The organism is Psychrobacter pocilloporae, from assembly GCF_029872915.1.
GTDB lineage: Bacteria > Pseudomonadota > Gammaproteobacteria > Pseudomonadales > Moraxellaceae > Psychrobacter > Psychrobacter pacificensis.
The window spans coordinates 717,112-740,570 of sequence record NZ_PGFT01000001.1 but is presented as its reverse complement, the minus strand read 5'-3'; the positions used below and the strand labels follow the sequence as shown (position 1 = coordinate 740,570).

Annotated in this window: 16 protein-coding genes and 4 tRNA genes; 5 read left to right on the top strand and 15 right to left on the bottom strand. The window is 44.4% G+C overall.

From position 1 onward, the window contains the following. Positions 1–38: 38 nt before the first annotated feature. Together CUR83_RS03230 and CUR83_RS03225 are read right to left on the bottom strand one after the other, a co-directional pair. On the bottom strand, positions 39–1,532 hold the full coding sequence (locus CUR83_RS03230; protein WP_284719064.1) for an amidase: 1,494 nt from the start codon (positions 1,530–1,532) through the stop codon (positions 39–41). Between the two features lie 233 nt (positions 1,533–1,765). Further along, on the bottom strand, positions 1,766–5,095 hold the full coding sequence (locus tag CUR83_RS03225) for a DNA translocase FtsK (protein WP_284719063.1): 3,330 nt from the start codon (positions 5,093–5,095) through the stop codon (positions 1,766–1,768). Positions 5,096–5,920: 825 nt separating this feature from the next. Between CUR83_RS03225 and trxB the strand changes: the two genes are divergently transcribed. From trxB to CUR83_RS03210, 3 genes are read left to right on the top strand one after another with little or no spacing between them, the layout of a single operon-like run. Next, complete coding sequence (gene trxB, locus CUR83_RS03220) at positions 5,921–6,934, top strand: thioredoxin-disulfide reductase (protein WP_186475078.1); 1,014 nt, start codon at positions 5,921–5,923, stop codon at positions 6,932–6,934. A 9-nt stretch (positions 6,935–6,943) separates the two neighbouring features. Then, positions 6,944–7,756, top strand: a complete 813-nt coding sequence (gene aat / locus CUR83_RS03215) for a leucyl/phenylalanyl-tRNA--protein transferase (RefSeq protein WP_186475079.1) — start codon at positions 6,944–6,946, stop codon at positions 7,754–7,756. A gap of 33 nt (positions 7,757–7,789) precedes the next feature. Further along, positions 7,790–8,224, top strand: coding sequence for a MerR family transcriptional regulator (locus CUR83_RS03210; RefSeq protein WP_058023725.1), 435 nt, complete (start codon positions 7,790–7,792; stop codon positions 8,222–8,224). A gap of 79 nt (positions 8,225–8,303) precedes the next feature. On the opposite strand, the gene rimI is transcribed toward CUR83_RS03210, so the two are convergent. The 13 genes from rimI to CUR83_RS03145 form a co-directional block, all read right to left on the bottom strand. After that, positions 8,304–8,795 (bottom strand): ribosomal protein S18-alanine N-acetyltransferase, encoded by a 492-nt coding sequence (rimI, locus tag CUR83_RS03205; RefSeq protein WP_071002258.1) that lies wholly within the window; start codon positions 8,793–8,795, stop codon positions 8,304–8,306. A 290-nt stretch (positions 8,796–9,085) separates the two neighbouring features. Then, positions 9,086–9,613: a peroxiredoxin gene (locus tag CUR83_RS03200; protein ID WP_071002259.1), complete on the bottom strand. Its 528-nt coding sequence runs from the start codon at positions 9,611–9,613 to the stop codon at positions 9,086–9,088. A 268-nt stretch (positions 9,614–9,881) separates the two neighbouring features. After that, entirely contained in the window at positions 9,882–11,072 is a 1,191-nt protein-coding gene (tuf, locus tag CUR83_RS03195) for an elongation factor Tu (protein WP_071002260.1), read from the bottom strand. Between the two features lie 275 nt (positions 11,073–11,347). Continuing rightward, positions 11,348–11,665, bottom strand: coding sequence for a DUF6122 family protein (locus CUR83_RS03190; RefSeq protein WP_071002261.1), 318 nt, complete (start codon positions 11,663–11,665; stop codon positions 11,348–11,350). 211 nt (positions 11,666–11,876) lie between these two features. Then, positions 11,877–11,951 (bottom strand) — tRNA-Thr (locus CUR83_RS03185). Positions 11,952–12,054: 103 nt separating this feature from the next. After that, positions 12,055–12,128, bottom strand: a tRNA-Gly gene (locus tag CUR83_RS03180). An 85-nt stretch (positions 12,129–12,213) separates the two neighbouring features. Beyond that, positions 12,214–12,297, bottom strand: a tRNA-Tyr gene (locus CUR83_RS03175). A 67-nt stretch (positions 12,298–12,364) separates the two neighbouring features. Next, positions 12,365–12,440 (bottom strand) — tRNA-Thr (locus CUR83_RS03170). Between the two features lie 194 nt (positions 12,441–12,634). Beyond that, positions 12,635–14,131, bottom strand: a complete 1,497-nt coding sequence (gene trpE / locus CUR83_RS03165) for an anthranilate synthase component I (RefSeq protein ID WP_071002262.1) — start codon at positions 14,129–14,131, stop codon at positions 12,635–12,637. A gap of 237 nt (positions 14,132–14,368) precedes the next feature. Next, positions 14,369–15,562, bottom strand: coding sequence for an FHA domain-containing protein (locus CUR83_RS03160; RefSeq protein ID WP_284719062.1), 1,194 nt, complete (start codon positions 15,560–15,562; stop codon positions 14,369–14,371). A 116-nt stretch (positions 15,563–15,678) separates the two neighbouring features. Continuing rightward, on the bottom strand, positions 15,679–16,533 hold the full coding sequence (locus CUR83_RS03155) for a DUF3298 and DUF4163 domain-containing protein (RefSeq protein ID WP_083328872.1): 855 nt from the start codon (positions 16,531–16,533) through the stop codon (positions 15,679–15,681). A gap of 362 nt (positions 16,534–16,895) precedes the next feature. Then, positions 16,896–18,491 (bottom strand): peptide chain release factor 3, encoded by a 1,596-nt coding sequence (locus tag CUR83_RS03150; protein ID WP_252962625.1) that lies wholly within the window; start codon positions 18,489–18,491, stop codon positions 16,896–16,898. 181 nt (positions 18,492–18,672) lie between these two features. Then, positions 18,673–19,575, bottom strand: coding sequence for a hypothetical protein (locus CUR83_RS03145; protein WP_240365926.1), 903 nt, complete (start codon positions 19,573–19,575; stop codon positions 18,673–18,675). A gap of 254 nt (positions 19,576–19,829) precedes the next feature. Here CUR83_RS03145 and CUR83_RS03140 point away from each other — a divergent pair, with 254 nt between their 5' ends. Continuing rightward, positions 19,830–20,243, top strand: coding sequence for an organic hydroperoxide resistance protein (locus CUR83_RS03140; protein WP_071002265.1), 414 nt, complete (start codon positions 19,830–19,832; stop codon positions 20,241–20,243). Between the two features lie 223 nt (positions 20,244–20,466). After that, positions 20,467–23,445 (top strand): DNA polymerase I, encoded by a 2,979-nt coding sequence (polA, locus tag CUR83_RS03135; protein ID WP_071002266.1) that lies wholly within the window; start codon positions 20,467–20,469, stop codon positions 23,443–23,445. Positions 23,446–23,459: the final 14 nt, after the last annotated feature.

Sequence of the window (23,459 nt, the reverse complement as noted above, 5' to 3'; positions counted from 1 at the left end):
TATTTCCTACTTATCTAATTAAAGCACACAAACCAAACCTACTTCTCAAAGGCAGGTTTGGTAAATAAACCCGCACGCTCCATCTCACCTGCCAGACTAAATAGCGTCGCCTCATCATTCATACGTCCGATGAGTTGCATGCCAATTGGTAAGCCTTTTTTACTCATGCCGACTGGCACTGACATTGCTGGCAATCCTGTGACATTGCCCAACAATGTGAAGCCCATTTTTCCTAGCACAGGCGCGCTTAGCTTTTCGATCATGCCTGACTTAAAGGCATATCTACCCATGTCAAACCCTTTATTGAGCACCCCAGCGCTACGCATCATCATCTCATCCATGCGACTGGGCGGTAGCACGCCGTGTTTGACCGCAGGCGTCGGTACCGTCGGGGACAAAATCATATCGTAGGTTTCTAATAACATTCCCGTTTGATACTGACTGTGATGCCAGCCATGCTTGGCATGAACCAAATCCACTGCTGATAGCGAACGTCCGAGTAGCGCCATATTGTAGGTTTGCGGCTCTAGGTTTTTGATATGGGCGGGCCCAAACTCACGCTCGATATTATCAATCGTAAAGGCGGTATGTGCGCAGACCACGACGATAAAGTCATGCCAAAACTGCTCGATATTGATATTTGGCTCAGCGGGTATCACTTGATGCCCCATCGATTCTAGCTGCTTAGCGGTTTGCTCAAGTACAGCAAGGACTTCTTTGTCCACTACGGTATTGGCAATCAGTGGCTGCTGCTGTAACGCGATTTTCAATGGCCTTGGCGCGCGCATCGCCGCCTGCAAAAACGTGCCGTCTGGCGGCGCAATGACATAAGGCGCGCCAATCTCTGCACCACTGGTGGCATCGAGCATCGCGGCACTATCACGTACCGAGCGCGTAATCACATGATCAGCAACTGCCCCATCCCAACCTTCACCAAGATTAGGGCCAAGTGGATTGCGGCCACGGCTTGGTTTTAAGCCAAACGCACCGCACCAGGCAGATGGAAACCGTATCGAACCGCCACCATCACCGCCGCCTGCCATCGGTACGATACCGCTCGCCACTGCCGCGGCACTACCACCTGACGAGCCACCAGAGCTATAGCCTTTTTTAAACGGGTTGTGAGTGGCGCCATGGGCTTTTGGCTCAGTGGTGATAATCAAGCCAAACTCTGGCGTATTGGTTTTGCCAAAGGTATTGACGCCTGTCGCTTTCATGCGTTTGACGATTTCGCTGTCTTTTTCTGAGAGGATATTGACGCTGCGGCTGCCCATCGTAATAGGCTCACCTGCGAAGCTAAATGATAAATCTTTTAGCAAATACGGCACGCCAGTAAATACGCCAGAAGGCAGTCCTGCTTGCGCCGCGTTGTAAGCGCGCTCATCGAAACGGTGAATAATGGCATTTAGCTTGGGATTGAGCTTATTGGCCTGATAAACGGCGGCGTCTAATAGCTCCTTTGCACTGACCTCACCTGAGTTAACCAGTGCCGCTAAGGCGAGTGCATCGTACTGGGTATATTCTCTAAACATAACCAACCTTCCTTGGAGAGTAATTGTAGTAAGATTTTTTAAATATCTATTTCATCAGTAACTGTCAGTTTATTATAAAAAACCACGACCTATGGTTGATAAACAAACTCACTGGTCATTTGAAAGTTTTGGTAGCTTATTCGCTTATGAGTGAATTAATCTTGAATCTCTTTCACAAAAAAAACGAGCCATTGTCGTGACTCGTTTTTTCATTATTCATTCAATACTAAGCACTACATTAACAGTTCGCGCTTACCACTTTTGCCCATCGAGCTGACCAGTCCAGCGTCTTCCATTGAGTCGACAATGCGCGCTGCACGGTTATATCCGATACTGAACTTACGCTGGATACTAGAAGCTGAGACCTTACGCGTTTCCATAATAAAGGCGACAGCATCATTATATAGGTCATCATCTTCACCAGAGGCATTAGCCGTGCTACCACCGCCCGGACTAGATAGCTCAAAATTTCCTGCCATGTTGTCAATATAATCGGGCGCACCGCGCTCACGCCATGCGTCACAGACACGGTTGACCTCTTCATCACTGACATAAGCACCATGCACACGATCTGGTTCAATCTGACCTGGCCCCAAGAACAACATATCACCGTTACCGAGCATGTCCTCAGCACCGCCACTATCCAGAATCGTACGCGAATCGACTTTTGAGTTGACACGTAGTGCTGCCCGTACTGGGATATTGGCTTTAATCAAACCCGTGATGACATCGACTGATGGGCGCTGAGTAGCTAGCATTAAGTGAATACCAGCCGCACGTGATTTTTGTGCCAAGCGCGTGATGAGCTCTTCGGCTTGTTTACCCACCTGCATAATCATATCGGCAAACTCATCCGCAACAATGACAATCATGGGCAGAGTTTTGAGCTTTGGCGCTTGGCTGATACTTACGCTGTCGTTTGGTCGCCATAACGGATCGAGCATTGGATTGCCTGATTTCTCTGCCGCGATGACTTTTTTATTAAACTCGTTGAGCTTACGAACCTTGAGCAAGCTCATCAACTGATAGCGACGCTCCATTTCGGCCACGCACCATGACAAGCTGCTAGCGGCCTCGGTCATGTCAGTAACAACTGGGGTAAGCAGATGCGGAATGTCATTATAGTTGGCAAGCTCCAGCTGCTTTGGATCAATCAAGATGAGTCGCAATTGATTGGGCGTGTACTTGAGTAACATCGATAATAGCATTGAGTTGACCAATACCGATTTACCAGAGCCTGTGGTACCAGCAACCAGCATATGCGGGGCACGCGCCAGATCAGTAATAATGGGGTTACCGCCAATGTCTTTACCCATCGCCATGCTGATTTGTGCTTTAGGGTCTTTGAACATCTCGGTACTAAGTAGCTCGATTAAGCGCACCATTTCACGTTTTTTATTGGGCACTTCGATACCAATATACGGCTTACCAGGGATGACTTCGACCACACGCAAAGAGGCCATCGATAATGAGCGCGCCAAGTCACGTGAGATACCAGTGACTTTGCTGGCTTTGACACCAGCCGCCAGCTCCACTTCAAAACGAGTCACCACAGGCCCTGGGATAGCGTTGACGACGTTGGCTTTTACATTGAACTCTTGGAGCTTGATCTCAAGCAGCTCAGATAATTGTTCAAGCTCAGCGATGGTATAGCTAGGCTTACGGTCAGGATCTGGCTTGTCCAATATAGACACTTCTGGAATAGGGGTTAGGCTACTGCGATAGGCAGCCGTCTGCATCGAGCGTGATTTTTGACTGAACGCCGCATCGTCACTGATATGCGGCATAACGGGTGAAGCCGTGTCTTCACTGTCATCTTCTGGCATCATATCTGTGATATGGTTGCTACTATCACCTTCTGGTACCGCAAAGCTGACAGAAGGTTTAGCTGGGGCTACAGGCTGCGTATTTGAGGCCGAACTGACCGCTTCAATAGTTGGCGCCGCTTTTGGATTGGCAGGCGGCGTATTGGTCGGTGTCATATCCGAAATTTCTGATACTGATGCGGCCACTTCTACTGATGGCTGAGCCACTGTGACCTCAGGTACAGGCGATGACTCATTACGTTGTAATAGTTCGGACTGTGCAGCAGAGAGCCCATAAGAGTCGTCACTTAGAATGCTATTAGTGGCGTCTGACGTAGGCCTTGATAGCTCTTCTTGCGGAATTTGATTAGTGACATTAGTTTCCTCAGCAGTAGCAACTGACGATTTTGCAACAGGTTCTGATATATTGCCATGCTCCGCCAACCATGCTTCTGCCAACTTATCGACATTCTCCGTTATATCATCTGGGTGAGAGTCTTCCGGCTCAGTAATAACCTGATTGACAGCTTGAGCATTCGTTGATTCATCCATTGAGGATTGAGTAGCTAGCTCTTGATTAGATAAATCTGATTGAGTTTCTGTTTCTACCATCGGTGCTGCCACAGAGGTTTGTACTGCTTCTTCTAATGGCACGTCAGTGACGACTTCACTCTGTGCATAGTTAGGCACAGTAGAATTATCTATGCTGTTAGTGCTATAAGCCATCTGTTCACGCGCGAGCAGATCATCAACCGTATTTGCATCATTCCATGCAAAGCTTGGCTCGACTTTGCGAGCAGGCGCTACGATAGGGTTTGGTATCGTTGATGTGTTGGTGTCACTGACTGTACTGCCAACCGTAGCATTAGCAGTCGCTGCGACCGCGTATGGTGACTCACTTTTTTCATCGCTAGACGTTGCTGCTGCTTTTGCTGTCGCCATAGATGCTTTCACACTATCAGCCAATCCTGACGTCGACAAAAAATCTGATAATACATTGCTGAATCTGCCACTATTATCTACTGCTTGAACACTATTCGCATCGTCAGCTGATTGCAACTCAAGTGGCAGCTGCTCGTACTCGGCTGTTTGATTGGGATTTCCCTCTTTGATATTGTCACGGTCTTGCGACACCTCACTTTGCTCATCCAACTCGGCAGCATCTTCTTTATTTTTTAACCCTGAGCCAAGCCAAGATAATGCTGTAATCTTCTGATATATAGCGAGCCAATGGATGTTAAAGGCAAAGGTCGCGGTAATCACAACGAACACCGCCAAGAAAACCACACTGCCCCACTGCGATAGCAACTGTGCCAAACGTTCCTGCAACTCAAGACCGATGATACCACCAGCCACGCCTTCAAGTCCCGTTGATGCAGGATTGGCTACTTGCTGAATTAAGGCAACCAGTTGTGCAAATAATGCACTGGCGCTCAACAGCAAAAACACATAAGCGACCAGCCGCATGAGCCAAAACGTCGGCTTATTGTCCCACCAAATAAGGATAGACTCATAAACCACAAACGCTAAAAACCACCATGCACCATAGCCAAAAAAGCTATAGAGCAAGTCGGACAACCAAGCGCCCGTCTGGCCACCCATGTTGTTAATAGTCGTCATATCACTACTGATGTGCGACCAGCTAGGATCATTGCCTGTGTAAGTCATTAAAATAACAAACAAATAAACAGCCAGTATTAACCCAAGGAGGGTAAATATTCCCTTTTTTAAATACTCAATAAGCGGTGCTGATATCACGTAAAATCTGCCTTGTTGTTAATACTAAATGGTCGCCAGTGCATGACTAAGTCTAATCATGCTGGCATAAAGTGCTGACATATAAAGGTACCTAGCAAAGTGTTTGGTTGAGATTCACCTCTCAAAAGGCCTGAGCATAGCAGTCATCGCTTAAGCTCTATCACACTTGGCATAACTTCTTATAATAACAAATACATAGGTACAGTGGCGACACTCTTATAAAGAAAGCGTGCAAGAAAGTAAATCAATGTACGATTTAAGCAAAAAATCTGCGAATAATCCAAAAGTTACTAGGGCGTGTTGAACATTTGACCATGGCACTGACAGCGACTATTTTTTAGGCGATTCGATGTTAAAAATAATAAGTTTAGTCACTCTAAGCGCTTATTTTTAACGATGAAGCGGCAAAAAAGAGTCCTGTCCCCTGCTTTTATCGTTGGGGCTGATGCTAAAATTGCCCCATACTGCGTTACAAATCTCGCTAAGGCATCTGCATTATCGTCGCTTTGTGCCTTGTCTGGAACCATTTTAGCGATCAGCAGTGCCTATTTGCGAATGTTCAACACGCCCTAACATAATACTGCTAACAATTTTGTATAGACCCTATAAAATACCAGCTGTTTCTAGCACGAGTATTTCAAGGTTATCATGCTTTGATTCTAATGATAGCTGTGTTTGTTTTAGCAAACTTGCACTTTTTGCTATCTACCCTTATGTTATTATCACACAGCAATTAGAAAAACCATATTAGTAGCAACGCTTGACGTTTTTTTATTAGATTTATAACTCATATTTTTCATGCGTATATTTAGAAAGGAACCACTTATGGCAACTGACACTACTGCTCCACGTCACGAAAAGCTCATCATTTTAGGCTCAGGTCCTGCCGGTTATTCGGCTGCGGTCTATGCGGCACGCGCCAACCTTAAACCTGTTATGGTAACGGGTATGGAAGTAGGTGGTCAATTAACCACCACTACTGAGGTTGATAACTGGCCAGGCGATGCGCATGATTTGACCGGTCCTGCATTGATGGAGCGTATGAAAGCACATGCTGAGCGTTTCGGTACAGAATTGGTTTATGATCATATCAATGATGTTAACTTGAATGTACGACCTTTTGAGCTGTCAGGTAACAACGGTACCTATACTTGTGATGCCCTGATTATCTCAACAGGTGCCTCTGCTCAGTATTTAGGTCTAGAATCAGAAACCAAATTTAAAGGGCTTGGCGTATCCGCTTGTGCCACTTGTGACGGTTTCTTTTATAAAGATCAAAAAGTCGCTGTGATTGGCGGTGGTAATACAGCCGTTGAAGAAGCCTTATACCTCTCTAACATTGCTTCTGAAGTGACTTTAGTGCATCGCCGTGATAGCCTGCGCTCTGAAAAAATCCTACAAGACAAGCTGTTTGAAAAAGCCAAAAACGGTAATGTTAAAATTGAATGGAATCATCAAGTCAAAGAAGTTGTCGGTGATGACATGGGCGTCAATGGTGTCGTTATCGAATCAATGATTGATGGCAGCACCAAACAACTGGATGCAATGGGTATGTTTGTCGCCATCGGTCATAAGCCTAATACCGACCTATTCAAAGGTCAATTGGATATGAAAGATGGCTATCTGGTCGTCAATAGTGGCTTGAATGGTAATGCCACGCAGACCAGTATCGAAGGGGTGTTTGCCGCAGGTGACGTGGCTGATCATGTCTATCGTCAAGCCATTACCTCTGCTGGTACTGGCTGTATGGCAGCGCTGGATGCTGAGAAATATTTGGATGCTATCGGTGAGACAACGGCGAAAGACCATACCTATGCGTCAACGCTGACTGCTGATTAAGAAGACTAAATGAATAACTTTGCGCAGCACGGCGATCATGATCAATACATCACGCCTGAGACTTTACAAAGTCTTGGGCGTTATGACTTTCCTGATCCTATCTCTATCGATCCTGAGGGCATTGGTATTGTCGCGATGGGTGGCGATCTTGCACCCGATACATTAATATCTGCTTATGCACAAGGACTGTTTCCATGGTTCAATGAAGATGAGCCTATCGCTTGGTGGTGTCCTGAGCCGCGTTGTGTGATCGTCCCATCTGATTATCAACCGAGTAAGTCACTGCGCAAGCAAGCAAATCGCACGCGTTGGCAACTAACACTCAATCAAGCTTTTGATGACGTCATACATGCCTGTAGTCTGCCGCGTAGCGATGGTCTTAATAATGACCTGCCCGAAGGCGAACACACTTGGATTCATGAAGAGATGATTGAGGCTTATACCAAACTGCATGCGCAAGGATTTGCCCATAGCATTGAGGTGTGGGACGAGACAGGTCAACTCATTGGTGGACTGTACGGCCTAAAAATAAATGGCATCTACTTTGGCGAATCCATGTTTCATCGTGCCTCTAATGCGTCAAAACTCGCGTTTTGGGGGTTGATGCGCTTATGTGAGCAAAGTCATGTTGCACTTGTCGACTGCCAGTTACCTAATGATCATCTCATGAGCTTGGGTGCCACTACTCTACCGCGTCCTGACTTTCTTGCTCAATTAGATCGCTTAATAAGCAGTCGCTCCATCAATTGGCACAATAATTTTCATCAGCCATTGGCCGTATCCCTTCTCGATACAGCAAATCCTTGGCAGCATCAATCATGAAATCTACAAAAGCTAAAGAGTTAAGAGAATTTTATGGCGCTTGATACCTCATTTCTGCTAATCGGAGAGCTGGCAGCAAAAGCCAATACAACCAAAGACACCGTGCGTCACTATGAACAGTTGGGCCTATTAAGGTCGCGTAAGCGTCAAGCAGGCTCACGTTTATATACTGAGTTTCATCCCGAGTGCGTCGAGCGTATTGAGCTAATCAAAAGCGCGCAAGCCATTGGTTTCACCCTTACTGAAATCAAAAACAGCTTAAACGATTACTATGATGGCCAATTGGATATTGATTTGCAGCTCATGCTGACTCAGCAAAAGCTAGAACAAGTCAGGAAACAGCAAGCCAATATAAGCGTGATGGTAGAATTATTGAGCGAGCGTATAGATGTTCTTGCACGGATGAAAGCAGACAGCAATTATCAGTTAGACACTAATATCTGTAAGAAGAAAATACCATCAAGTTAAACACGATAACGTTGGTTGAGATAAATAATTTATCTTTAAAGAAACCACGCTTATAACTCCTAATGAGAATTTACTCTCTTCACTCACCATAGACATGTTGCATGATTAACGCATCAATTGCGGACTGATTCGGTGACTTATAATAGCCTTTGCGTCTATGAATGATTGCAAATGCTTGCTTTTCATATAACGCTATCGCAGCATGATTGTCTGCTCGTACTTCTAATAACAAATTTTCCACCTGATTACTCTGCAATACTTCATGCAACTTATCAATAATTTGTGAAGCAATGCCTTGTCGTTGATAATCAGGATGCGTGCCAATACGCAAAATCTCTGCTTGCTCAAAAATCACTTGATAGAGGCAGTAGCCAATGACTTTATTATTATCGGCTTTATCTTCTTGTTTATAAACTATGAGCATATGCATACTATCTTGCGCGAGCATCTCAGCCAACGACTGCTCAGTCCATGCGTCGTGCGGCTGTACGAGCGCTTCGATATTTGCAACGGCTTGAAGCGCTTGTTGCCGCTCTGATGTATTGATTGCTAATTTCTTTATAATAAACACCGCTTCTCCCTTTATTTTTCTTATGCAATAAACGCTATCTTATCGTCATTTTTATAATTACTCAGAAATGACATTATTTATGTCATAAATACCCGCTTTCGCGCCTCATATTTAACACTATCTTAGGTATTTCTTTTAATATTGCCAAAGTTTTTGTAGAAAACATAAAAAAACTGCTTAGCCCTTATACTTAAGGATTAAGCAGTTCAACAGTATTTGAGCTTCAGCATTCAAGTATTTATCGACGCCTGATGATACCAGTCAAACGTCAACACACTTAAGAATTGTGATTAAGCATTACTTTTCAGATATTCTAACATGGTATCTGCATCTGACACTTCAAATGGGTCTGTTGAGCAGTTGTCACCGAAGTTAGGTTCTTTGAACACCTTTTTGATTTCTTTATTATCCACATACATCGAATATCGCCATGAACGCATGCCAAAGCCAAGATTGCTCTTATCCACCAGCATACCCATCTTACGAGTGAACTCACCGTTACCGTCAGGAAGTAAGAAAACGTTTTCACGGTTTTGCTTCAGGCCCCACTGGTACATAACAAAGGCATCGTTAACAGAAACACAAACAACTTCATCAACACCTAGCGCTTTAAACTCATTGTAAAGCTCTTCATAGCGAGGCAAATGACTGGTTGAACAGGTTGGTGTAAAGGCGCCAGGTAGTGAGAATACCACTACTTTTTTATTGGCAAATAACTCGTCTGTGGTTAGATCATACCATTTGAATGGGTTTTCACCACCGATAGATTCATCACGAACACGAGTTTTAAAAGTTACATCAGGTACATGGGTAATCATTATTTACTCCGATTTAAGTTATTGTGTTTTTATTTTTAAAATCCTGCCATTATATAATAAGGGTTATAGCTATCTATAAGCAAATCTTTAATCTACTATATATGAAGCAGTCCTTGTAACTTATAGCTTTAGAATTTATTTTTTCAAATGAGAGAAAAACCCTAGTATTTAACTCCTTCTCCTCATTCACACCCCCAAAAAAAAAGCCACCCTAGATAGGGTGGCTTTTTTATGACTAATTCATAATCTCATTACTGAGACTTAAGTCTTAGTTCAATACGTTAGCAACAACACCAGCGCCTACAGTACGGCCACCTTCACGAATAGCGAAGCGTAGACCTTTGTCCATAGCAATTGGGTGGATAAGCTCTACGCCCATCTCAACGTTATCACCAGGCATGACCATTTCAGTACCGTCTTGTAATTGGATTGCGCCAGTTACGTCAGTGGTACGGAAGTAGAACTGTGGACGATAGCCGTTTAGGAATGGTGTGTGACGACCACCCTCTTCTTTTGACAGTACATATACTTCAGCGTCAAATTTGGTGTGAGGCGTGATTGAACCTGGCTTCGCTAGTACTTGGCCACGTTGTACGTCTTCACGCTTAGTACCACGTAGTAGTACGCCACAGTTTTCGCCAGCACGACCTTCGTCAAGCATTTTACGGAACATCTCTACACCAGTACAGGTGGTTTTTTGAGTGTCACGGATACCAACGATTTCGATTTCGTCACCAACTTTTACGATACCAGATTCAACACGGCCAGTTACTACGGTACCACGACCTGAGATTGAGAATACGTCTTCGATTGGCATTAGGAATGCTTTGTCAACGTCACGCTCTGGCTCTGGGATGTAGGTGTCTAGTACGTTTAGTAGTTCTACAACGGCTGGTTGGCCGTATTTTTCTTGTGAGCCTTTTAGGGCTTCAGTAGCAGAACCGTGGATGATTGGGGTGTCATCACCTGGGAAGTCATAGTCGTTCAATAGTTCACGAACTTCCATTTCTACTAGTTCTAGTAGTTCTTCGTCATCTACCATGTCACATTTGTTCATGAATACGATGATGTATGGTACGCCAACCTGACGTGATAGCAAGATGTGCTCACGAGTCTGTGGCATTGGGCCGTCAGTTGCTGATACAACTAAGATTGCGCCGTCCATCTGAGCGGCACCGGTGATCATGTTTTTAACATAATCGGCGTGACCTGGGCAGTCTACGTGTGCGTAGTGACGTGTGTCTGTGTCATATTCTACGTGTGAGGTGTTGATGGTGATACCACGTGCTTTTTCTTCTGGTGCTGAGTCAATAGATGCGTAGTCTTTTGCTTCGCCACCAGAGGTGATTGCAGCTACGGTTGCGATTGCAGCGGTAAGGGTGGTTTTACCATGGTCAACGTGTCCGATGGTACCGACGTTGACGTGTGGCTTGCTACGTTCAAACTTGGCCTTTGCCATGGGTATTTCCTCTTTTTTTGGTGAATGATCAATAAAAAGCTGTTTAATGGCTCATAATAAAACTAACTCATCATAAACCTAGCTATCAACCGCACGAACCACTGCTTCTTATCAAACAGCACTTCGAACTAATTTTTGTATCCGTTATTATACGCCGGCTTATCCTCAATAGTCATACATCTCTTGCTCGAAACCTATTTTTCTATTATCTAAAGAGGTCTTAAATATGCTACTGCTTATAACCGTTTAACGGCTCGATGTGCAAAGCTATTATATCAGCTAGATGACATCATCAAACAATCCGTAAAATCCGTTAACATATGAAAAAGCAATCCAATCCCAATGATGTTAAAAGGCTTACGAAAAAAGAGCAAAGCAACATATACCAGCATCGCATAATACGTATGTAGCGGATGAAAATTAATGCTACATCTATTAGCCTGAAAGATCGGGTCTGCTACTAAGTGATCCAAATCAACTAACATAGTCGCAAGCAATATCAGATATGCTTTTTTCCACTCTTTCTTAAAAAATACAACTGCGATAACGAGAGGGAAACCAAAATGCAAAAAGTAATGTATAAACGTTTGCATACTCGTTTACCAGTTTTAATTCTGTTGATATCGAATCATCAAAAGCAATATTTATTAATATGCTGACAGCACTAAAAGGCAACACCTCAGTGTCACCTTTAAATCGTTACCTGTCGTACTAATTTTATATGTTTCAATATTTTATATTTTCGATATCGACGCAAAGCTATATATAAATAGCAAAACAAGCATAGAGGATTTACATAATAAATGGAGCTCATATCGAGAATTGAACTCGAGACCTCTCCCTTACCAAGGGAGTGCTCTACCGCTGAGCTATATGAGCGTATAGTGTAAACCTTTGAGCTGCACTAAAAAAAATATCACGATACAGTAGTAATAACTGATGTCGTGATGAATAATTAATAGGCTTTGCGATGGTGTATATATGGAGCGGGTGGCGGGAATCGAACCCGCGTCATTAGCTTGGAAGGCTAAGGTGTTACCATTATACCACACCCGCATTTACTCTAATCTTAATAACTCTAGTTGAGAGTTAGAAACTATATAGAGCATGCTTGGCGCTATAACAAACTTTTAAAAAAATATGGTGGTGGGAGAAGGATTCGAACCTTCGAAGCTTTCGCGACAGATTTACAGTCTGTTGGGTTTGACCGCTCCCCAATCCCACCTAAGGGTGCTTTGAACAAAAATGACTCTCATTTAAGACAAATTCATAAAAAGCTACTTTAAAAGAGATGGTGCCGACTGCCGGGATCGAACTGGCGACCTACTGATTACAAGTCAGTTGCTCTACCAACTGAGCTAAGTCGGCTTGTTCTCTCTAAAGTGGTGGCTATTCTATCAAATATTTTGAGATGCGCAAGCCCTTTTTTATCTTTTTTTTTATTATTTTAATAATAATATTCAAGCTACTGATTACGTTGTTATTTTTTTGATAGAAAAATAACAACGTAATTGCTCTTCTGATCTGTTGTGATTATATGCGCTGCATAGCTGGCTATATAACTAGCGAATGCGTAGTCCATTACAGGCCATTTTTACCGCTTTGACCAACGCCAATGCTTTTTTATTGGTTTCATCCCACTCCGCTTCTGGCACAGAATCAGCAACAACACCTGCGCCTGCTTGGATATGGATTTCACCGCGGCGCATCACTGCTGTACGAATAGCAATGGCGGTATCCATATTGCCATTCCAACCTAGATAGCCCACTGAACCACCAAATACTGTCCGACGTACTGGCTCTATCTCATCAATGATTTGCATCGCGCGAATCTTGGGCGCGCCTGATAGTGTACCCGCTGGAAACGTGGCACAAAATACATCTAGCGCGTCTTTATCAGACCTTATCATACCCTCCACATTGGACGCGATGTGCATGACTTGTGAGTAGCGCTCAATAAACATCTTGTCTGTAACTTTGACACTGCCATATTCACAAACACGGCCGATATCATTGCGACCCAAATCAATAAGCATTAAGTGCTCGGCAGTCTCTTTTTCATCAGTGAGCAGCTCTTGTTCAAGTGCCAGATCCTCCGCTTCATTCTGACCACGCTTGCGCGTCCCTGCTAGTGGCCGTACGGTGACTTTACCGTTTTCGATACGGGACAGGATTTCAGGAGAAGCGCCAATGATATCAAAGCGTTTGTGATCATCAAGCGTATAGCCATGCACCAAAAACAGATACGGCGATGGATTTAGATAGCGTAATGCACGATAGACGGCTAGAGAGTCGCCTGTGTAATCTGCCGTCAACCGCTGTGCTGGAACCACCTGCATGACGTCGCCTGCTGCGATATAGTCTTTTATTTTCTTAACGTCGCTGCAGTACTTTTCCATACCGGTTTGCGAGATAAATTTTGGTGTGGGCATCACTGGCGCGGACAAATTGGACGGTTCTGCCAACTTCTCTTCGATTTTTTCCAACTCACGGATAGCTAAGCTGTAGCCCTCCTCGGTTTGACAGTCAGCATAGACGATGATCGATAAGGTATTTTCTAAATTATCAAAAACAATGACACTCATGGAAAGCATCAGCCACATATCTGGCATTGACATTGGATTGGGTGCGTCAGATAGGCCCACACTAGGCTCAATGATACGTACCATGTCGTAACCAAAGTAACCGACTAGGCCGCCGCTAAAACTTGGCATGGTGGGCACATCTTCAGAAGTCGGCATTCGATACTGCACCATCAACTGACGGATATAATCAAAAGGATTCTCTACTGCTGCTGTATCGATATGATCGTTCCGCTTGGTAGTCATATTGCCATCAGCGTACTGTAAAATAAGATCACTACCCAAGCCGATCATCGAGTATCTTGCCCAGCGCTCACCGCCTACCACAGACTCAAACAAATATGCAGAGCCGTTTAAATCACGTACTTTGGAAAACACAGACACTGGCGTCTGTGCATCCATCAAACGTTTTTTGACTAAGGGTGCATGACTAAAACCCCGATCTTTAAACGCTTGATATTCTTGGAAAGTCATCATAGTAACGCTCTCTTAGCAGCAGAATGGCAAAAAATAAAACAGTGGACTGAACCATAAAATATAGCGCCAACACCGTATTTGAATGTTAGCGCTATAAAAAGCAGTTTGTCTGAATGACGATTCATACAGCAGTTAAGTTCAGGCCTCAACCTTCATAAACTAACTGAGCTAACGGACTGCTTATCAATCAGGATAGCTATGGATAAACGCTCGTATTCAAACTACGGATCGATGTCCCTACATAACGCCCATGTTAAATAGCCATAATGCCAAGCCAATAATCAAAATGACAGCAAATACCCATATAAACCAACCACCGCTAGATTTTTTCTCTACTTGTCCTGTATGAGCTGGATTACTGATTTCTTGATCCATGGCATTATTGCCTTGGGTGCCAAGATCATGATCCCGCCCTAAATTTGCCGTACCCGAAAACTGCGCGGTCGCTGCTTGCTTGGCTTTTAAGACATCAGGATCGGCTTCTTCTTGTAATTCAGTCTTTGTCGTTTTGTCGTGCTCTTCACTTACTACTGGTTTTTCATTTACTACAGGTTCTTCACTTACTGTTGGCTGCGATACTGATGGTTCATCATCAGTAGATACTGTTGGGGTCAACGGCTCTGCAGTCGTCACAGCTTCTGACTCCGTTACAGTTGACTCAGTCGCCGCTGATACAGGCGTTTCAGATACAGGCGTTTCAGATACAGGCTCTGACTCTTCTGGTGCTGTTTCAATCGATGCAGGCGTAGCACTTTGTGCAGCCGACAAGACATCCTCAATACCAGTCTCTTTAACTACTGGCTCTTGAGGCGCTGGTTCAGCCACTTCCGCTCTGTCAACTACAGGCGCACTTGCTGAATCTACTACGGTGTTTGAAGTAGTATCGACAGATGGACTCTCTGCATCCTCTGCAGTGGGTAAAATCTCTTCAATATTCGTTTGCTTTACGATTGGCTCGCTGACGATATGCTCTTCGATGATATATTCATCATGCAAATTCTCAGTAGTTTCTGCTGGGGCAGTCTCATCACTGACACTACTTACTGTATCGTCCTTTATGACTGGCTCTAGTGTCCCATCTGCTGTAGCAGCGACAGGCGCTTGTACCTGAAAGCTAAAGCTTGCAAATCCAAGCGTATCCTCAGCCTGTAGAAGGTTTGATTCGTTGCCCGCGATACGTCGATCATTGATAAAGGTACCGTTAGAAGAGTCTAAGTCTTTTACGTATAACTGACCATCAAGTATGCTTAGAATGGCATGATTGCGAGATACTTGCTTGCTGCCGAGTACCACATCATTGTCACCGCCGCGACCTACAGACAAGCTATCCTCGACTGTCAGTGTCAGATCGCCCAGTGCCTCTGTTAATGCATTTAATTGCCATGTGCTGGCTTGTGCTGCCGTGCTCACACTATCTGTATTATCCGTCATCTTGTTACTCCTTATTTTTTCTATTAATTTTCAAACGATTTTAAGCAAATTACTGTCAATTTTTATTCACTGATCACTCTATGATAGAGAGCATAATTAGTGGTCATGTGCTTGATCTATTTTGGTATAAAGTGAGGCTTGATGACCTTATCAAGCTGGCTATACGGAATGCTCAATACCGGCATACCGTAGGCGTATGGACCGATAGAATAGTGCTGATACCGAATGTTAATCCCTGTCTCTGTCAAGGTCACATTGTCGCTCAACATAAACGGCCAGCTTTTCTCATAGCTACTGACATCATCAGCGACGGTCTTTACCCATGCTTTATACGCATCATGCGCGAGTGCTTCAAAACGAGGCTTTTTGCCTTTGATCAGCATGTCATCAAGAGTGACTTGTTTTTTGGTGGTCAGATCAAACGTTAGATACTCGCTATAAGGCATGCCGTGTGCACCACCAGTAAAGACGTAGGAGTTGATTTCGAACAGCTCAAAGTTATTGACGTGACCCAAGTAATCAGGCGTCACCATCAAGCTATAAGCCCACGAAACCTCTTCAGGCATATCTTGAAACTGCGATGTCGCAAAGTCATTAATCGCAGCAGTTACGTCTTCCTGGCTGCTTTTCGTCTTAATAGGTGCTGACTCAGTTGGCTTGCTATTCACCACCAAATTATCAATACGTGCATTGACTGTCTTATCTATCCAACCATGATTTGTCTTAAGGTATTTAATCTCAATTTCTGGGCAATTATCACGCTCAGTACACATCTTTTGAATTTTTTCTGGTAACTGATAATCGAGATACTCTGCTGAGCTGATAAGGCTACCTGCATTTGCGGACAGACTAGCGGCACCCATCAGTAAACCGCTTGCTAAGAGACCAATTCGCCGTGTACGCCCTACTCTGCCTAAAGAAATATGCGTCAGCGTGAACCTATTAAGATGAGATTGAACCATAGCTTTCATGCATCCTCTTTTATAAATATAAAATGTTGTAATACATTCTACCGTAACAATGACGCTGTATTGTAGGAACACTGTTTGTGTTTTTGAAGTGTTGCTATAGTCGGTTCACTATAAAATCGATACAATAAGATTACACGCTATTTTGCGCAGCCTCTGGAGACGTAGTCACAGCAAGCAAGAAAAATAGCGTTTAATCAAATGAATTTATTATCCTGTATCGTTTTTATTTAGACTTAACTATAATCACTCAAAACCTCTCTTGACTCATTTGCCGCATAAATAACGGACAATAAAAAAGACACGGCTAGCGTGTCTTAATCATTGAACAATAAGCGATGCAGGTATATTTGATACAAATAATCTTAATGCTCACGCGTGCTGCTAAAGGTGATCTCTGGATAACGATCTTGCATCAATTGTAAGTTGACCCGTGATGGCGCAAGATAAGTCAGATAACCACCACCATCGATTGATAACTGGTCATGGGCTTTTTTCTTGAACTTTGCCAAAGCCACGTCATCATCGCAGTGAATCCAGCGTACAGTGGCAATCGATACTGGCTCAAAGGTACATTGCACTTTGTATTCTTCTTTGAGACGATGCGCGACCACTTCAAACTGTAACACCCCAACCGCGCCCAAGACCAAATCATTATTGATTTGCGGCATAAATACCTGCGTGGCACCCTCTTCACTTAATTGCTGTAGTCCTTTTTGCAGGGCTTTTGATTTAAGCGGATCTTTTAGTACCACGCGGCGGAACAATTCAGGAGCAAAATGAGGAATACCGGTAAAGCTCAGCTCCTCGCCTTCAGTGAAGCTATCACCGATAGAGATCGTTCCGTGGTTATGCAAACCAATAATATCGCCCGGATACGCCTCTTCTAATGCTTCACGGTCGCCTGCCAAAAAGGTCAAGGCATCGGCAATACGAACGTCTTTACCCAGACGCACGTGCTTCATTTTCATGCCCTTCTCGTACTTGCCAGAGCACACGCGCAAGAAGGCGATGCGGTCACGGTGACGTGGATCCATATTTGCCTGGATCTTAAAAACAAAACCTGTGAAATCGGTCTCGGTTGCTGATACTTTACGCTCAGTCGTTGGATGGGCTTTTGGTGGTGGCGCGTATTTGACCAAGGTATCGAGTACCATATTGACACCAAAGTTACCCAATGCCGTGCCAAATAAAACTGGCGTCATCTCACCTGCCAAAAACGCCTCTACATCGAACTCTTCTAGCGCCATCTGTACCAGCTCGAGTGACTCCTCAAAAGCATCAAACATCAGCTGACCTAGACGCTCGCGTATATCAGGATAATCATAGCCTTCGCGGGTCTCAGAGACGGTCATCTTGCCGCCATTGCCTTTCTCGTATAAGTAGGTTTTGTTTTCTGCAAGGTGATACACTCCAACAAAATCCTGTCCCATACCAATCGGCCACGTGACGGGCACGCATTTAATCTTTAGTACCGCTTCGATTTCACTCAGTAGCTCAAGCGGCTCACGAATCTGGCGATCGAGCTTGTTGACGAACGAAATGATTGGCGTATCGCGCATGCGACAAACTTCCATCAGCTTGATGGTTCGTTCTTCGACACCTTTTGCGCCATCGACCATCATCAGTGCGCTATCCACGGCAGTCAACGTACGATAGGTATCTTCACTAAAGTCGGCGTGACCTGGGGTGTCTAGTAGGTTGACCATGTGGTCTTTGTACGGAAACTGCATGACAGACGTGGTGATTGAGATACCACGCTCTTGCTCCATACTCATCCAATCTGAGGTGGCATGACGATCGGTCTTACGGCCTTTGACTTCGCCTACGACCTGAATCGCTTGTCCCCATAACAACAGCTTTTCAGTCATGGTGGTTTTACCAGCATCGGGATGCGAGATAATGGCAAAGGTGCGGCGCTTGGCCACTTCTTTGGTTAGTTTTTTTGGATCTACGCTCATAGTTTTCAGCTTCAACAGTTGTGTCATTTAGAAGTTAATCTAAATAAATAAAATCAATAATGAGCGTATTGTAGCCGATTTCGCGTTAGGGTGCAGAGTTCACGCACAAAAAACACGCTCTATCAGTCAGACAAAGCGTGTTAACAAAATTTTTAACCGTCAGCGTAGGGCTTGCTTGATTTTAATAATAGCGCTTGATTTGCTCCGTTATAAAGTCTCCTGCGACCTCATTGACAAGCGTACAATCTACCACGCCAAAGCGGCTATCTATATTTGGATCGGTGCTACCTTTGGCAACATAATTTGCCTCATAAATATCCTTCCCATATTCAACACCACTATATTCATAGGCAGGTTGATTTTTGTATTCAAAGAACATCACTTGCGCCGCTTTTTGCTTATTTGCTATACCAACACCAAACTGAGAGGTCATATGATCTCTGTCGTCACTAAAGCGTTGTTTAGCAGCTTCGATCCATTTCTCCAATGACGAATAGCCTGTCTTATTTTTGTCATTGAAAGCCAAAAATGAGCGCTCGCTTGTCACGACTGGAATGTAACAAACGGAGCCTTCAGGGAAAGCAACATCGGATGGAATTTCTGAGTAGTTGCTCAAATCGGTGAGAATACCGCGGCGCTCTTCAATACTCGTGCCCGCGCTATAACTGCGGGTCGTTAAGCCCGACAAGTTCAGTGTTTGATAGGTGGTTTGATAGTCCAGTTTGTTATTACTGTTTTTTTCATAAATAGGACGCTTGACCGTGCGACCATTGACTTCGATGTCTTTGTTTTCGAGTCGACCTTCGAAATTATCTGCCAATATGGTTCTGTCTAAATCATTGAGACTCTGGTTGCTATAACTGTTGATGAGATTGGTGGTTTTGATCTCGCGTGCGCCTGTACGATAGGTCTCATCGATGCGTGCAATGGCAGTATCGTTGGCCTTACTATCGTAACTATTGGCAAAGCTCGTCAACGTAATATTGTCGCTATCAGAACCATAACTGGCGTCATCTACTTCACAGCCTATGAGCGCAAGCATTGTCCAGAAGAAAACACCAGATATCGCAACCACTCTATTCATCGAACAATGTCCTTATGATTTAGATTTTTTATCACCCAATTTGATGATATTAATATGACCAACCACATGGCTTTGGTCATTTTGTTTATTAGCACCAGCAGGTATTGCTACTGTAGAGAGCTCCAAAAGTCATATTTACAAACTTGTCGTAAAGATTTACTACCGACTTACTGAGCTGTTTTAATGATTTGTTATCCTAGGTTGGTTATTTGGCTTTACCACGAAAATCTAAAAACCAAAACAAAGGATGTGTTATGAAAACTTTATATTCAACCAAAGCGACTGTTACTGGCGGCCGTGCAGGTTCAGCAAGCTTAAGTGACAATGACCTGACTATAAACATGGTACCACCAGGCTCTGGAAAAGAGGGCAATAACCCAGAACAGCTATTTGCCATGGGATACAGTGCCTGCTTTGATGGCGCCCTTGCAGCTGTTAAGCAAATGGAAAAAGCAAAGTTTGATTCAACCACTTCAATTGAAGTAGATTTGCTTCAAGGCGAAGGCCATGACTATAAACTGGCTGCTAAAATTCATGTCATTGGTGAAAATACAGAATTGTCAGCTGACGAGTTTCAACAGTTGGTCGAGAAAGCGCACCAAGTGTGCCCATATTCTAAAGCCACACGCGGCAATATCGATGTTGAAGTCACCTCAGAAGTAAAGTAACGCATTATGAGACTCATTATCAATGATTAATTAAGAAAGTAGTTAATTAAAAATACGTTAATTATAGAAGAACTCAGCTGGTCTGGGTTCTTTTTTTGTTTGAAATTTTGGTGTAAAAATAAAACTGCCAGAACATCTCGTAACGGTTAAGCAGTTCGGCACGCACTGTTTTTATCGTTATAATAAGGACATATTTTTATCTAATAGCTGATAAGTGACTTTTATGACTGATAATATAGCTGACAATACCGCCGATCACGACCACAACTCCCATCAAGCACTCGATCCTAAAACCTTACCGAATTTTGACGACATGCCTAACGTCGCGCTGATGGATACCAGTCATGTAGACAAAGATCAGCCGCCCTTTATCTTAGTCGACGGCTCGTATTATCTGTTTCGCACCTATCATGCCCTCCCAAAGACCATGCAAAACTCGCAGGGTCTAATCACCAATGCGATTCGCGGTACCTTGAATGCGCTGCTAAAACTGATGCGTCGTTATCACCCTACTCATATGGCTGTATGCTTCGATACCAAGTCACCGACTTTTCGCCATCATATGTCGTCTGACTATAAGGCCGCTCGTCCGCCTATCGATATAGAACTGGTAGAGCAAATTCCTTATATTCATCGTTTGGTTAGCGCCTTGGGTATTCCGCTATTACGTATTGAGGGTGCAGAGGCCGATGATATCATCGGTACACTTGCCTATCGTGCTGTCGAGCAAGGTCACCATGTGGTCATCTCAACGGGTGATAAAGACATGATGCAGTTGGTTAATGATTGCGTCATCTTAGAAGACAGCTTTACTGGTAAAGTCACGGATACACCAGCGGTAATCGATAAGTTCGGCATTAACCCAAACCAAATGATTGATTTTTTGACGCTTATGGGCGACAGCTCTGACGGTATCAAAGGCGTGCCAGGTATCGGTAAAAAGACCGCCAAAGACTTGTTGGTTGAGTATGGTGACATCGACAACATGCTCAAGCACATTGGCTTTATCAAAGGCCGCGGCGCAAAAGGTTTGATCGAACATGCCGATGACATTCCTTTTAACAGAAAGCTTGCTACCATCGTCACCAATTTGGAAATCGGCCAAGACTGGAACGACTTAAAAATAAATACCGACCCTTGTGCGCATATAGAGGAGCTTCGCGCCCTATATACCGAGCTTGAATTTAGAAATGAGCTGGCATCTCTTGATCATCCAAACCACCCTGCGAATGGCGCGCAAAGTGTCGCTGATAGCCAAGCCAATGCTGAGTCACAAGCGCAAGTTGCCAAATCACTGCAATCGACCAACACTGATAATATGACGGGCAGTAACCATCAAGATAAAGCGTGGCACACTGTGCTCGATGAGCCAGCATTTGATAGCTTGGTCGAATTATTAGAAGCAGCGCCGCACTTTGTCATTGATACCGAAACCACCAGTGTTCATTGGCGCGAGGCGCAAATCGTCGGGCTGTCTTTTGCGGTGCAAGCGCATGAAGCCTATTATATTCCGCTCACCCACCGCTTAGAAGGTGATGAGCTAACAGCGAAACAACTCGACCGCGATACCGTACTGGCGCGCTTAAAGCCTGTGTTAGAGAATCCAAATATCGGTAAAATCGGACAGCATCTAAAGTATGATGCGCATATCCTTGCTCACTATGATATTGACTTAGTCGGTGCGATACATGAGCAGCCAAATAACTGGGCGATGGATACCATGCTGGCAAGCTACGTCATCAATGCGGCAGCGACTCGACACGGTATGGACGATTTGGCACGCCATTATCTGCAAACGCAGACCATTAGCTTTGAGGAAGTCGCAGGTAAAGGCGCGAAGCAAGTCACCTTTGACCAAGTGGCTATCGATATCGCCAGTGACTATGCTTGTGAAGACGCTGATATTACTTATCAGTTATTTGACGTGTTCAGCGTTGAGCTGGCAAATGATACCAATAATGCCAAATTGCTACACGAGCTCGAGATTCCAACGGCAGAGATACTTTGCCAAATGGAGGCACATGGTATTCTCATCAAACGCTCTTTCTTAAACGAGCTATCAAAACGCTTTGATGAAGAAATCATCGCCCTAGAAAAACGTGCTTATGAAGTGGCTGGCGAAGAGTTTAACTTAGGATCACCGAAGCAGCTTGGTGAGATGCTGTTTGACAAGCTTGGCGTGCCGGGCGGCAAAAAAACCAAATCTGGTCAATACTCGACTGGTGAAGCCGTCCTATCAAAAATCGATCACCCATTAGTCGATATCACCTTAGAGTATCGCGGGCTGTCTAAGCTAAAAAGCACTTATACCGATGCACTCGATAATGTTGCAGATGCTGAGACCGACCGCGTGCATACCAGTTACCATCAAGCACTGACCAGTACTGGCCGTCTGTCATCAACTGATCCTAACTTACAAAATATTCCCATTCGTACGGCGACTGGCCGCCTGATTCGCCAAGCCTTTATCGCCCCAGAAGGTCGCGTAATCTTGGCCGCGGATTATTCACAAATCGAGCTTCGTCTCATGGCGCATTTCTCAGGTGATAAGAACTTGACGCATGCCTTTAACGAAGGCCTAGATATTCATGCTTCGACTGCTGCTGAAGTGCTTGGCAAGGATGTTGCGGACGTTACCCCAACTGAACGCCGTAATGCCAAAGCCATTAACTTTGGTCTGCTATACGGGATGAGTGCCTTTGGACTTGCCAAGCAATTACAGATGAGCCGCGGTGAAGCGCAAGACTATATCGATATGTACTTTGAGCGCTATCCGGGTGTCAAAAACTATATGATTAATACGCGTGCTAGCGCGTACGAGCAAGGCTATGTCGAGACGATATTAGGCCGTAAACTCTATACCCCTGATATCAATCATAGCAATCGTATGGTCAAGCAAGGCGCTGAGCGTGCCGCAATCAACGCGCCGCTACAAGGATCTGCCGCTGATTTGATTAAGCTTGCCATGATTGCCGTTGATAAGGTATTGCCAAAAGATCAAGCCAAAATGCTGCTGCAAGTCCATGATGAACTGGTGTTTGAAGTGGATGCCGATAAGGTAGACGCGGTTAGCCAATTGATTACCGATGCCATGCAAGATGTCTTGACGACTACGGCCGTAGATAAAGGCTGGCATGTCGACTTTGCTGTACCGTTACTGGTTGAGACTGATAGCGGTCAAAACTGGGATGAGGCGCATTAATCATTGATTTGGTC